Here is a 12,389-nt window from a genome sequence, read left to right on the forward strand (position 1 = left end):
AATCGAAATATAACGCATTGATTACCAATACTGTATTTTCTATGCAATTTTATTCTATATCAGGTATTTTATTCACAGCCTCTCGTTTCTTCTCATCCAAAATACGAGCATAGATCTGAGTAGTTTTTAGTTCTTTATGACCTAACAACTTTGATACAGTATATATTTCTGTACCCAAGTTTAGCTGCATAACTGCATATGTGTGTCTTGCGACATGAAAGGTGATGTCTTTCAGTATCCCTGCTCTCATGCACCATTTTTCTAATGCCTGATTATGCCATGCCGAATATTTCAATCCCATAAAAACTCGATCTTCGGGATTACCCCTTTCTCCTAAATAGCGAGTTGCCTGATCAGATGTTTGATTAACTTGATTTCCATAGCCGTAATATTTTCACATTTATTTACTTTTTGTTTGTTGATATTTCATTAAGTTACTTTCCTATACAGAACTTACTGAAAATATTACCCAATATCTCATCTGTAGAAATTTGACCAGTTATTTCCCCAAGATAATGCATGCACTCCCTAATATCTTGCGCCAAAAAATCTCCCGACAATTGCAGTTCCAACCCATCCTCTACCCTACGAATAGCAGCGAGTGCATTTTCCAATGCCTCGAAATGACGGATATTGCTAACTATCACATCCTGTTCGCTAATTTCCGGTATATTAGCCGCCTTTAGAAGCATTGTCTCTAATTCGCCGGTCTCTTGCGCATACTTAGCAGAAATAAAAATACACTCTGAAATTTCATCTTTAAGCACCTCTTCCTTATTCGCTTTTCTTTCCTGTGAAATAAGATCAACCTTATTAAAAACAAGAATCAGTTTTTTATCCTTTGTTACAGGCAAAATCTTTTCTGCCAACTCTTCCATATGCTCATTGGAAGTTTGGGCATCTGCAATCCATAGAACGATACCGGCTTGTTCAATCTTTTTAAAAGTCCGTTCGATTCCTATACTTTCTATTTCATCTACAGTATCACGTATCCCTGCCGTATCGATCAATCTGAAAGTTACTCCTTGTATGTTAATTACATCTTCTATCACATCACGTGTTGTACCATGTATATCTGAGACAATCGCTTTTTCTTCATGTAATAGAAGATTCAGCAGTGTCGATTTCCCGACATTGGTCTCTCCTATTATCGTTACAGGGATTCCTTTTTTAACAGCATTCCCCAAACTAAAAGAATCCGCCAGTTTCCTAATGTGCATTTCTATTTGACGTACCGTTTCTTTCAGATTCTCCCTATTAGCAAATTCAACATCTTCTTCCGAAAAATCAAGTTCCAATTCTATTAAAGACGAGAAATTCAGTAACTCGGTTCGCAACTCTATCAGTTTATTACTAACCCCTCCCCGCATTTGATTCATTGCCAAACGATGTGTTGCAGCGGATGAAGAGGCTATTAAATCCGCCACTGATTCAGCCTGGGAGAGATCCATCTTTCCATTCAAAAATGCACGTTGAGTAAACTCTCCCGGCTGTGCCAACGATGCTCCTTCAGAAATCAACAATTGCAATATGCTCTGTTGAATATAGACCGAACCATGACACGATATTTCCACAACATCCTCACCGGTAAATGAATGCGGAGATTTAAATATACTCACCAATACCTCATCCAGAACAGCATCTCCTTGATAAACAGAGCCGAAATGAATCGTATTCGGTTTCTGATCAATTAACTTACTTCCACCTGGAGATTTAAATACCGAGTCCACAAGCCCGATACATCCGGTACCGGACAAACGTATAACAGCAATACCTCCTGTACCCGCCGGAGTAGAAATAGCTGTTATTATATTGTTTTCTTGCATACTATATTTGTTTATAAGTCAAAGATAAACAGTTTTTACTTAAGTTGATAAAATTCTCTTTCGATCATTGTAAATACTATTGCATGAATCTCTTTTATTTACTATTTTGCGCCTTATTACAATGACAAAAATTGATGAATAAACTTTAAATGCAATGACAAAAATCCGGTTTGGAATAGTAGGAACAAATTCGATAACAGATAAAATTTTGGATGCAGCAAAACAAGAAAGCCGTTTTGAACTGACCGCTGTCTATTCCCGTACAACAGAACGCGCCAATGAATTTGCTAAAAAGCATAATATCCCACATACATTTACAGTATTAGAAGAAATGGCCTCCAGCACTCTTATTGATGCTGTATATATCGCTTCTCCCAATTCGTTACACGCTCCACAAAGTATTCTATTTATGAATCATGGAAAGCATGTATTATGCGAAAAACCCCTTGCCTCGAATGCCGGCGAAGCAAAAATGATGATAGAGGCATCTGAGAGAAATAATGTTACGCTAATGGAGGCCATGAAACCAACATTGACTCCTAATTTTTTCAGCATAAAAGATAATCTTGATAAGATAGGGGCAATCCGTCGGTATTTCTCCTGTTATTGTCAATATTCATCACGTTATGATCAACTAAAGGACGGCATTCTCATGAACGCTTTCGACCCGAAGCTATCTAACGGAGCTGTGATGGATATCGGAATATACACCATTTATCCGATGGTCGTATTATTCGGAAGGCCAAGTAAAATCAGTGCGACAGGAATTAAATTAACAACAGGTGTAGATGGACAAGGAGCTATCAATTTCGAATACGATGGAATGAATGCAACCGTATTGTATTCCAAAATAGCCGATTCAACTCTTGAAACAGAGATACAAGGCGAAGAGGGAACAATTATATCGGACAGAATAAACATTATAAACCGGGTATCACTCAAATACAGAAACGGAAAAGAGATTGAGATAAGCACTTCAAATCCACTGCATGAATACTATTATGAGATCGCTGAATTTATAAACCTGATAGAAGCAGGAAAAAGGCAATCAAAAATTAACAGTCACGAAAATTCACTTATCACATTAGAAATCATTGATGAGATAAGAGCACAACTGGGAATAGTATATCCGGCAGATGATATATAACTAATGTCTTATTTGTTAATTTTTAAAAGATATCAAATAATTATTCTATTTTGCTCATGTTATTTCTCCATCTATTTACAATTTATTAGTAAAGTCAACTATTTTTAACAAATTATCAAACCCAACTTATCCAAAATATACCTAGCTTTATTTCCGTATTAATAGGTAGTCTATTATTGTTTGGTTAGGCATCTAATAGGCTTATAAACAGATATTTTACAAGATCAATCAAAATTCATAGTCTTTAACGGAAGGCTATTGATAATTTATATAATTTAATCTATGAATGAACTAACATCTTATTCTCGCCCTCAGACATTTTGGCTGGTCGCTCTGAGATTATTAATCGGCTGGCATTTTTTATACGAGGGCACAGTAAAAATTCTTAATTCGGGCTGGACAGCCTATCCTTATCTGATGGATTCTCACGGTTTCCTATCTGATCTTTTCCATGGAATCGCAGAGAACCCGCAAATTTTAGCCATCTCCAATATAATAAATATATATGGATTAACGCTTATCGGTCTGGGGCTCATCTTGGGATGCTTTTCTCGCGTTGCATCCATAGGGGGCATCGTTTTTCTAGCCTTATACTATCTTTCGCACCCTCCATTTATAGGAGTTGAATATATGATGCCTACCGAAGGTTCTTATTTATGGATAGACAAAAATGTAATTGAAATCGGAGCCTTAATGGTACTAATATATTTTCCTACATCCCGGATTATAGGTCTCGACCGGTATATTTCTAAAATATTCAATCGCAAATCAGCATAATACTATGACATCTGAAGATAAAAATACACCCGAAAAGAAAAACGAAAAAGAAAAGCAAAAAAGCGCGCTCCCTGAATCCGAAGGGCGCCGCAATGCGATAAAAGCCCTGGCCACAGTTCCTATATTAGGCGCAATGGCATATGGAGTATATAAAAAGCAGAAACACGACAATACCTTCAGAGATGTAAGCGATGTATTTAGCGTAAGCAAAGACGATTTCAGTATAGCGAATCTGCAACCCAACGGCAAACAGATCCGTTTAGGGATCATAGGTTGTGGCATAAGAGGGAAGCAATTGTTGAGAGCAATTGGATTTACTACTCCTGAGTCGATCCAAAAGCTAATCGACGGAGCAAAACAAGACTCGAAAGATACACGTTATAAAGACTATCTGGACCAAGAAGCCCTGAATGTTACGATAACAGGTGTTTGCGATATATTCGACACCTTTGCCGAAGAAGGAATTGCAGCGGGAGCTAATATCCATAGGGAAGGAGTAGGTGGAAAATCAGGGCCGGCGCCAAAACGTTACCGTACCTATCAGGAAATGTTAGCCGCCGATGATATTGATGCGGTAATTATTGCAACTCCGGACCATTGGCATAGCACTATGGCAATGGATGCAGCTAGAGCCGGAAAGCACGTGTATGTGGAAAAGCCATTATCATGGACTGTTCCCGAAACATATATGGTTCGGGAGGTTATTAAACAAACAGGAGTGGTATTCCAGTTAGGACATCAGGGAAGACAGGTTGCCAGCTATCTGAAAGCAAAGGAAATAATAGATAAGGGTTTGCTGGGGAGTATTTCTCTAATTGAAGTTTGTACCAACAGAAATTCTCCGAATGGGGCTTGGGTATATGACATCGACCCTACTGCCAATCCACAAACTATCGACTGGAAACAATTTGAGGGAAACAATGAGAGGGTAAAAGAATACACAGACTACATGACCAAACATAACCTCTTGAAATATGTAGGCCCCGATGAAAGAAATAAATTCAGCCTTGAACGATTCTTCCGTTGGCGTTGCTGGTGGGATTACAGCACGGGGCTAAGCGGCGATTTATTAACACACGAATATGATGCCGTTAACCAAATACTCGGTGTGGGCATACCACATTCGGCTACTTCTTCGGGAGGTGTATACTTCTTCAAAGATGGCAGGACAGTACCCGATGTACTGCAAACAACTTTCGAATTTTCCGATAAAAACTTCACCATGTTGTATAGCGCTACTCTTGCCAACAGCTCAAACAGACCTAAAATGATTATGGGGCACGATGCCGCTATGGAAGTAGGCAATACGTTGACGGTGAAAGTAGATAAGGAATCAACCCGGTATAAGGAAAAAATAGAAAAAGGAATCATTAAACCTGACGTACCTTTCTATACTTATATTCCCGGCAGAAGCAAGGTAGATGCTATTACATCACCTACCGAGCTATATTTCGCGCAAAGAGGGCTGCTATATTCCTATCTCGGAGGAAAACGCTATGATACCACATACCTTCATATGCGCGAATGGCTCGAATGTATCCGCGACAGGAATAAAAAACCTTCCTGCGACATAGACGCTGCTTTCGAAGAAGCTATTACCGCGCATATGGGAACACGAGCCTATCTGGAAGGACGTACCATGTATTGGGATAAAGATAAAGAAGAAATCATAAGAGGAGAGATAAATTAATATAACAACTTTTGAATCTAATTAATATAAACCTAAAAAAACAAGGAATTATGGCATCAGACATCTCCAGGAGAAAATTTCTCCAAACAGGGGCCAAAGCCGCTATCGGATTAACAATTATCCCCAGTACGGTTTTAGGTAAAAATTTCGGGCATGTAGCTCCAAGCGATAAATTAAACATCCTTGGTGTAGGCGTCGGAGGACGCGGAGCCGGAGTATTGAAAGGCATGGCAAGCCAGAATATTATCGGATTATGCGATGTAGACTGGAAATACAGCGCTCATGTGTTTAAAGACTATCCAAAGGCTAAAACCTTCTATGATTACAGAAAAATGTATGATGAACTTGGCAAAAAAGCCGATGCTGTCATGGTAGCTACAGCAGACCATACGCATGCCATAGTAGCAGCAGATGCTATGACTATGGGAAAACATGTTTATGTGGAAAAACCATTAACTCATACCGTATATGAATCCCGGCTACTTACAAAACTGGCGGAAAAACATAAAGTTGCCACCCAAATGGGTAACCAGGGTGCTTCAGGCGAAGGCGTACGCAAAGTGTGCGAATGGATATGGAACGGAGAAATAGGAGAAGTTACAAAAGTTGAAGCCTTTACCGACCGCCCTATTTGGCCTCAGGGATTACCTCGTCCGGAAGTAGCGGATACCGTGCCTGAGACCTTAAAATGGGATCTTTTTATAGGGCCTGCCAAGCCCCGTGATTACAATGCCATTTACACCCCTTGGAACTGGCGCGGCTGGTGGGACTTTGGAACAGGAGCTCTTGGTGATATGGCTTGCCATATACTTCATCCTGTATTCAAAGGCTTAAAATTGGGCTACCCTACAAAAGTACAAGGAAGTTCAACATTGCTGCTTACCGATTGTGCGCCAAACGCACAAACCGTGAAATTCACTTTCCCTGCACGCGACAATATGCCGAAAGTTGCTCTACCGGAAGTAGAAGTAACATGGTATGACGGAGGTTTAAAACCAATGCGTCCGGAGGGATTCCCTGCGGGAAGAGACATGAACGATGGTGGTGGCGGAGTTATTTTCCACGGAACAAAAGATACATTATTCTGCGGTAGTTACGGAAAAGACCCTTGGTTGCTATCAGGTCGCACTCCTAATGCGCCAAAAGTGTTGAGAGAAGTTCCGAACGAAGATCATCAAATGGACTGGGTACGCGCTTGTAAAGAAGATGCTTCGAGCCGGATAGAAACAACATCACCATTCAGTGAAGCAGGACCGTTCAACGAAATGGTTGTAATGGGAGTTCTGGGAGTAAGACTGCAAGGATTGAATCAAGAACTGCACTGGGACGGAGCAAATATGAAGTTTACCAATATTTCACCTACGGCTACTATACGTACAGTCATTAAAGACGGATTTAAGATCACTGACGGACACCCTACTTTTGACAAAAAGATGACAGACCCTGTTAACGCATTAGAGTTCGCTCAGGAATTAATCAAACATACGTACCGCGATGGTTGGAAATTACCGGCCATGCCTTAATTAACATATTAGTATAATTTAAAATCAAATAATATGAAAAAAGTAATTTATAGTTTGAGTTGCCTTATAGTTGCCGGAGCCTTAACTGCTTGCGGCGGGAAAAGCACAGATAATAAAAAAACAGATTCAGATTCAACTAAAACAGAAAACGCCGTGCCTGAATATAAAGAATTAGATAAAGCGCAAGTAGATATTTCCAAATATACAGCGGATAAAAACGGGTATATAACCTTATTCGATGGAAAATCTACAGAAGGATGGCGCGGTTATGGTAAAGACAACCTGCCCGGGAAATGGAGTATCGACAATGGAGCTCTCAAATTTACAGGAGCAGGTGGAGGTGAAGCTCAGGAAAAAGACGGAGGCGATATTATATTTGCCCATAAATTTAAAAACTTTATTTTAGAACTGGAATGGAAAGTTGCCAAAGGGTCTAACTCCGGTATTTTCTATCTGGCTCAGGAAATAGAGTCGAAGGATAAGGATGGAAATACAGTATTGGAACATATCTACATTTCTTCTCCTGAATACCAGGTACTGGATAATGCAAATCATGTGGATGCAATGGCCGGAAAAGATGGTAACAGACAGTCGGGTTCTTTGTACGATATGATACCGGCCAAGCCTCAGAACGCACGCCCATATGGAGAGTGGAACAAAACAGAGATCGTAGTTTCGAAAGGAACAGTATTCCACAAGCAAAATGGTGAAACTGTTTTAGAATATCATTTGTGGACTCCTGAGTGGACTAAAATGCTCGAAGAAAGTAAATTTAGTAAAGAAAAATGGCCTCTTGCTTTTGAATTGCTGAACAACTGTGGCGGTCCTAATCGTGAAGGATATATCGGCCTACAGGATCATAGCGACGATGTATGGTTCCGCAACATCAAAATCAAAGTTTTAGACTAATTAATGTTGATCAGGAGTTAAGGAGGCGAGAAGTTAAGTAGTTAAGTAGAAGACCACTCTACTAACTACTTAACTACTTGCTACTTGCTACTAACTACTTAATTTATATATTATGAAAACATCAATATTATTAACCATCGCTCTTCTAATGCTTGCATCCTGTTCTCCAAAAGCTGATACTACTCAACAATCAGCTCCGCCGAAAAAAGATATTGCCCTCCAATTATATTCATTAAGGGATGATATAAAAAAAGATTACGCAGCAACAATAAAAAAAGCCGGAGAAATGGGTTATACTGCTGTAGAAGCTGCCTCCTACGGAGATGGCAAATTCTACGGAAAAACACCTGAAGAATTCAAAGCCGATATTGAAGCTGCCGGGATGAAAGTCCTTTCGTCTCATACAACAAAGCCTCTTTCTGAAAAGGAGTTGGCATCTAAAGATTTTTCCGAATCTTTAAAATGGTGGGATGAAGCCATCAAAGCGCATAAAGCCGCAGGAATGAAGTATATTGTTGCTCCATGGATGGATGTACCGAAAACACTTAAAGACCTGCAAACATATTGCGAGTATTATAACGAAATAGGCAAAAGATGTAAGGAAAATGGAATATCATTCGGATATCATAATCATGCTCACGAATTTCAGAAAGTGGAAGATACAGTAATGTACGATTATATGCTCGAGAACACGAACCCGGAATACGTATTCTTCCAAATGGACGTATATTGGGTAGTACGCGGGCAACAGAGCCCTGTTGATTACTTCAACAAGTATAAAGGACGTTTTGCTTTACTGCACATCAAAGACAACAAAGAGCTTGGACAAAGTGGCATGGTAGGTTTCGATGCTATTTTCAAAAACACAGATGCAGCAGGAACCAAGCACCTGATTGTAGAGGTTGAAAAATATAATTTCACACCGGAAGAAAGTGTAAAACAAAGTCTCGATTACTTGCTTAATTGCCCTCTTGTAAAAGAAAGCTACGATAAGTAAAGAATCATAATAACAAGGTCTCGAATTGAGACCTTGTTGCTTTTAGAACAACAGATAATGGAAACAACAATGACTGACGACGGAACCTTCTACTCTACCATTCAGGGGTTTGCTGAAGGTACTAGTTATAGGATTATTTATGAAGGTCATTGGAATATTCAAAAAGAGATAGAATCTCTACTTTCCATTTTCGAAAAATCATTATCTGTATACGATCCTTCTTCCATCATCTCAAGAATCAACCGAAATGAGGACCTTAAAGTAGACGATTACTTCAAGGTAGTTTTCAACAGGGCAAAAGAAATAAGTACCCTGACCGGAGGATTGTTCGATATTTCTGCCGAGCCTTTATTCAGAGTATGGGGATTTAGTTCCGAAGGGAAAAATATTCCGGATAAAGAGAAAATAGAAGAATTGAAAAAATATATAGGGATGGATAAAATCCGGTTAGAGAACAAACGGATAATCAAAGACCACCCTAATATTGTACTTAACGCGAATGCTATCGCCAAAGGTTACTCTGCCGATATAGTAGCTTCATTCCTTAATAAGAATTGTGATAATTACCTGGTAGAAATAGGAGGAGAAATCCGTGTAAAAGGATATAATCCACAAAGAGAAACTTGGTCGATAGGTATAGATCGCCCGATAGAGGGAAATTTTCTTCCGGGAGAAAACGGACTTCAACTCATCCTGCAAATAACAGACAAAGGAATTGCCACATCCGGTAACAACAGGCAGTTTTATATAGAGAACGGCCGGAAAATAATACATACAATTAATCCTGCGACCGGCTATCCTGCAAAACACAATTTAGTATCCACTACAGTCATTGCCAACGATGCCCTCACAGCCGATGCCTACGCCACAGCTTTTATGGTAGGAGGAATGGAAAAAGCCGGACAGTGGATTGAAGAAAATCCTGAGCTGGATGCCATCTTTATCTGTGATGAACAAGGAGAATACAAAGTATATTATACTTCCCTGATAGAAGATAAGTTGATTTTTGATATTTAAGATATATTGTAATCTGACAAATTTCCATATAATACCCTCCACCGCCCCATCTTTTCGCATTGCATCCCCTTAATTTTCAAAAACTTTGCGTACATTTGTGCGATTTTAAGAAGTTTAGAAAAAATATTTATGATGAATCCGATTACAAAGAGTATCGATTTGGGTGATGGAAGGTCTATCACCATTGAAACCGGAAAACTTGCAAAACAAGCTGATGGATCTGTTATGCTACGCATGGGTAACACCATGTTGTTGGCAACAGTTACTGCTGCTAAAGACGCTAAGCCGGATGTTGATTTTATGCCTTTACAGGTAGAGTATAAAGAAAAATTTGCTGCATTTGGCCGGTTTCCGGGAGGTTTCCAACGCAGGGAAGGGCGTGCATCAGATTATGAAATATTGGTTTGCCGCTTGGTTGACCGTGCGCTTCGCCCGTTATTTCCGGACGATTATCATGCTGAGGTTTTTGTCAATGTTATTCTATTTTCATCCGACGGAGAAGATATGCCGGACGCATTGGCCGGATTGGCAGCTTCTGCCGCACTTGCTGTATCTGATGTTCCGTTCAACGGCCCTATCTCGGAAGTGAGAGTAGCACGTATCGATGGACAATTCGTTCTGAATCCTACATTTACCCAATTGGCGCAAGCCGATATGGACATTATGGTAGGCGCTACTATTGACAATATTATGATGGTGGAAGGCGAATTTAAAGAAGTTTCAGAAGCAGAAATGCTCGAAGCCATCAAATTTGCTCACGATGCTATCAAGGTACAATGTCAGGCACAAATAGAACTGATGGAAGCAGTTGGTAAAACTGTTAAGCGTGAGTATTGTCACGAAACAAACGACGAAGATTTACGTAAAGACGTATGGGCTAAATGTTTCGATAAAGCTTATGCGGTAGCTACATCTTGTAACACAAACAAACACGAACGCAGTGATAACTTTGCTGCCATCGTAGACGAATATAAAGCTAACCTTACTGAAGAGGAATTAGCTGAAAAAGGCTCCTTGATTTCCCGTTATTACCATGATGTGGAAAAAGAAGCTATGCGCCGTTCAATCTTAGACGAAGGTAAACGCCTCGATGGACGTAGTACAACCGAAATTCGCCCTATCTGGAGTGAAGTGGACTACCTCCCGGGAGCTCATGGCTCAGCGGTATTTACACGTGGTGAAACCCAATCATTGACAACTGTAACTTTAGGTACAAAACTAGATGAGAAGATCATCGACGATGTACTAAACAACGGAAAAGAAAGATTCCTTTTACATTATAACTTCCCTCCATTCTCGACAGGTGAAGCAAGACCTCAGCGTGGAGTAGGCCGTCGCGAAATCGGCCACGGAAATTTGGCTCACAGAGCGTTGAAACCAATGATACCGGTCGATTATCCTTACGTGATACGTGTCGTATCAGATATATTGGAGTCGAACGGTTCTTCTTCTATGGCTACAGTTTGTGCCGGAACACTTGCACTAATGGATGCCGGTGTGAAAATCAAAAAGCCTGTAACAGGTATTGCCATGGGACTTATCTCGGAAAAGAAGGGAACAAATTATGCTGTGCTTTCTGATATTCTGGGAGACGAAGACCACTTGGGAGATATGGACTTCAAAGTATGCGGAACCAAAGATGGTATCACAGCAACCCAAATGGATATCAAGGTAGACGGACTATCTTACGAAATACTTGAAAAAGCTTTGAACCAGGCTCGTGAAGGTCGTTTGCATATTATGGGCAAAATACAAGAAACATTAGCCGAACCGCGTGCTGACTTGAAAGATAATGCACCACGTATTGAAGTAATAATCATCAATAAAGAATTCATAGGAGCTGTCATCGGCCCTGGAGGAAAAATTATACAAGGTATCCAGGAAGAAACCGGAGCGACAGTTACTATTGAAGAAATAGATGGTTATGGACGTGTCGAAGTTTCAGCAACCAATAGACAATCTATAGAAGCTGCTGTTGCCAAAATTAAAGGCATTGTAGCTGTTCCCGAAGTAGGCGAAGTATACACCGCTAAGGTGCGTTCGGTAATGCCATATGGCGCATTCTGCGAGTTCCTGCCGGGGAAAGATGGTTTACTTCACATTTCTGAACTTTCATGGGATCGTGTAGAAGACATGGAAAAGGCCGGACTAAAAGAAGGGGACCAAATTGAAGTGAAACTGATTGATATTGATCCTAAAACAGGTAAATTCAAATTATCCCGTAAAGTACTTCTTCCTCGTCCTCCAAGACCGGAAAAACCTATTCAAAAGAACAATAACACTGAGGGTAATCCCCAATCACAAGCTTAATTAAGCCATAAATATCCTTACATAAAGAAAGAAGGTATCCCAAAAGCGGATGCCTTCTTTTTTAATTAGTCAATCCTTAAAAAGTCATTTTAAGTTCAAGTATAAAAAAGTCTGCCTGTATTTTGCAAAAGAAACAGGCCATTTTTTGTTTGTATTTGTTGATCATTCTCTTGAAGTTGAATCCCGCCGCCGC

9 protein-coding genes and 1 pseudogene are annotated in these 12,389 nt (G+C 40.0%); 8 read left to right on the forward strand and 2 right to left on the reverse strand.

Annotation, left to right across the window (positions count from 1 at the left end; genetic code table 11):
* Nucleotides 1-49: 49 nt before the first annotated feature.
* Both ACYPZI_RS05475 and mnmE read right to left on the reverse strand, forming a co-directional pair.
* A pseudogene (locus ACYPZI_RS05475) lies at nt 50-313 on the reverse strand (tyrosine-type recombinase/integrase); the annotation flags it as partial.
* 121 nt (nt 314-434) lie between these two features.
* Nucleotides 435-1,826: a tRNA uridine-5-carboxymethylaminomethyl(34) synthesis GTPase MnmE gene (mnmE, locus tag ACYPZI_RS05480; protein ID WP_459599416.1), complete on the reverse strand. Its 1,392-nt coding sequence runs from the start codon at nt 1,824-1,826 to the stop codon at nt 435-437.
* A 154-nt stretch (nt 1,827-1,980) separates the two neighbouring features.
* On the opposite strand from mnmE, the gene ACYPZI_RS05485 reads away from it, so the two are divergent.
* The 8 genes from ACYPZI_RS05485 to pnp all read left to right on the forward strand — a co-directional run bounded on the left by ACYPZI_RS05485 (nt 1,981) and on the right by pnp (nt 12,196).
* Nucleotides 1,981-2,973 carry a Gfo/Idh/MocA family protein gene (locus tag ACYPZI_RS05485; protein ID WP_459599418.1) on the forward strand — a complete coding sequence of 331 codons (993 nt, stop codon included), beginning with the start codon at nt 1,981-1,983 and terminating at the stop codon, nt 2,971-2,973.
* Between the two features lie 282 nt (nt 2,974-3,255).
* Entirely contained in the window at nt 3,256-3,750 is a 495-nt protein-coding gene (locus tag ACYPZI_RS05490) for a DoxX family membrane protein (protein ID WP_459599420.1), read from the forward strand.
* Nucleotides 3,751-3,754: 4 nt separating this feature from the next.
* Entirely contained in the window at nt 3,755-5,440 is a 1,686-nt protein-coding gene (locus ACYPZI_RS05495; RefSeq protein WP_459599422.1) for a Gfo/Idh/MocA family protein, read from the forward strand.
* Between the two features lie 50 nt (nt 5,441-5,490).
* Nucleotides 5,491-6,963: a Gfo/Idh/MocA family protein gene (locus ACYPZI_RS05500; RefSeq protein WP_459599424.1), complete on the forward strand. Its 1,473-nt coding sequence runs from the start codon at nt 5,491-5,493 to the stop codon at nt 6,961-6,963.
* Nucleotides 6,964-6,996: 33 nt separating this feature from the next.
* Nucleotides 6,997-7,872 carry a 3-keto-disaccharide hydrolase gene (locus tag ACYPZI_RS05505; protein WP_459599426.1) on the forward strand — a complete coding sequence of 292 codons (876 nt, stop codon included), beginning with the start codon at nt 6,997-6,999 and terminating at the stop codon, nt 7,870-7,872.
* A 112-nt stretch (nt 7,873-7,984) separates the two neighbouring features.
* Complete coding sequence (locus ACYPZI_RS05510) at nt 7,985-8,869, forward strand: sugar phosphate isomerase/epimerase family protein (RefSeq protein ID WP_459599428.1); 885 nt, start codon at nt 7,985-7,987, stop codon at nt 8,867-8,869.
* 57 nt (nt 8,870-8,926) lie between these two features.
* Complete coding sequence (locus ACYPZI_RS05515) at nt 8,927-9,886, forward strand: FAD:protein FMN transferase (RefSeq protein WP_459599430.1); 960 nt, start codon at nt 8,927-8,929, stop codon at nt 9,884-9,886.
* A gap of 129 nt (nt 9,887-10,015) precedes the next feature.
* A complete protein-coding gene (gene pnp / locus ACYPZI_RS05520; protein WP_459599432.1) occupies nt 10,016-12,196 on the forward strand; it encodes a polyribonucleotide nucleotidyltransferase in 2,181 nt (726 codons plus the stop codon).
* The last annotated feature ends 193 nt before the right edge of the window (nt 12,197-12,389 follow it).

This window comes from Dysgonomonas reticulitermitis (assembly GCF_054601275.1).

What these genes read in the sequence shown, in the direction of transcription:
- ACYPZI_RS05505 (WP_459599426.1), top strand. Translation starts at nt 6,997, where the DNA reads ATGAAAAAAGTAATTTATAGTTTGAGTTGCCTTATAGTTGCCGGAGCC.
- ACYPZI_RS05495 (WP_459599422.1), top strand. Translation starts at nt 3,755, where the DNA reads ATGACATCTGAAGATAAAAATACACCCGAAAAGAAAAACGAAAAAGAA.
- ACYPZI_RS05515 (WP_459599430.1), top strand. Translation starts at nt 8,927, where the DNA reads ATGGAAACAACAATGACTGACGACGGAACCTTCTACTCTACCATTCAG.
- ACYPZI_RS05490 (WP_459599420.1), top strand. Translation starts at nt 3,256, where the DNA reads ATGAATGAACTAACATCTTATTCTCGCCCTCAGACATTTTGGCTGGTC.
- pnp (WP_459599432.1), top strand. Translation starts at nt 10,016, where the DNA reads ATGATGAATCCGATTACAAAGAGTATCGATTTGGGTGATGGAAGGTCT.
- ACYPZI_RS05485 (WP_459599418.1), top strand. Translation starts at nt 1,981, where the DNA reads ATGACAAAAATCCGGTTTGGAATAGTAGGAACAAATTCGATAACAGAT.
- ACYPZI_RS05500 (WP_459599424.1), top strand. Translation starts at nt 5,491, where the DNA reads ATGGCATCAGACATCTCCAGGAGAAAATTTCTCCAAACAGGGGCCAAA.
- ACYPZI_RS05510 (WP_459599428.1), top strand. Translation starts at nt 7,985, where the DNA reads ATGAAAACATCAATATTATTAACCATCGCTCTTCTAATGCTTGCATCC.
- mnmE (WP_459599416.1), bottom strand. Translation starts at nt 1,826, where the DNA reads ATGCAAGAAAACAATATAATAACAGCTATTTCTACTCCGGCGGGTACA.